We start from the raw sequence: 1,060 nt of genomic DNA, 5'->3' as shown, positions 1-1,060 counted from the left end.
CAGCCGTCCCGGCGGCCGAGGCCGCCGCGCAGCCGGGCGCCGTGGACGGGCGGACCGGCCTGGCCGTCGTCGCCCGCACCCCGATCTCGGGGGTGCGCAAGGTGATCGCGGACCAGCTCTCCCGCTCGCGCCGCGAGGTCCCGGAGGTCACGGCGTGGCTGGACGTGGACGTCACCGCCCTGCTCGAGCTGCGGGCCTCGCTCAAGGCGAAAGACTCGGAGAACGCGCCCTCGCTGCTCGGCCTGATCGCCCGCTTCACCCTGGCCGGCCTGCGCCGGTACCCGGTGATGAACGCGCGCATCGAGGCGGGGGCGGACGGCAAGGACGAGATTGTGGAGGTCGACGGCGTCCACCTCGGCCTGGCCGTGCAGACCGACCGCGGCCTCATGGTGCCGTCCGTCGAGCACGCGGAGAAGCTGTCCGCGGACGAGCTCACCGCCGCGGTCAACGACACCGTCAGCCGCGCCCGCGCGGGCCGGGCCGCCCCGGCCGAGCTCACCCGCGGCACGTTCACGCTGAACAACTACGGCCCGCTGGGCACGGACGGCGCCACGCCGATCATCAACGTGCCCGAGGTCGGGATGCTCGGCATCGGCCGGATCATCGACCGCCCGTGGGTCGTGGACGGGGAGATCGTGGTCCGCAAGGTCACCGAGATGACCGTGACCTTCGACCACCGCGTCACCGACGGCGCCACCGCGAGCGCGTTCCTCACGTTCGTGGCGGACTGCCTCCACGACCCGACGGCGGCCCTCGCCCGGATCTGATCCGGACGATCCCCGCCCGCCCCGACCCCGGACGAGCCCTGCGATGTGGCGGCCATACCTCGCGGATGGCCGCCACATCGCAGGGCTCGTCGCGTGGTGGGGGTGCGGTGAGCGTGCGGGGAGGGGTCAGTCCGCGCGGCCGCGGCGAAAGGCCGTGCCGAGCGCGCCCCACAGCAGGACCGCGGGGGAGGCGCTGAGCAGGATCCCGGCCGGCTCGGCCGCCGGGTGGGGGCCTGCGCCGCTGGTCGCGGGGGTGTCGAGGGTGAGGGCCAGCAGCGTCAGCCCGGCCGCCA

The 1,060-nt window shown here is 75.1% G+C and carries 1 protein-coding gene; it reads left to right on the top strand.

Annotation, left to right across the window (positions count from 1 at the left end):
• A partial coding sequence (locus HMPREF3105_RS01540; RefSeq protein ID WP_210401414.1) for a 2-oxo acid dehydrogenase subunit E2 occupies window positions 1-767 on the top strand: 767 nt, incomplete at its 5' end.
• Window positions 768-1,060 lie beyond the last annotated feature (293 nt).

This window comes from Micrococcus sp. HMSC31B01 (assembly GCF_001816085.1).
GTDB classification, from domain to species: domain Bacteria; phylum Actinomycetota; class Actinomycetes; order Actinomycetales; family Micrococcaceae; genus Micrococcus; species Micrococcus luteus.
Note: the sequence above shows the minus strand (reverse complement) of the source record. Positions and strands in the feature narration are given on the sequence as shown.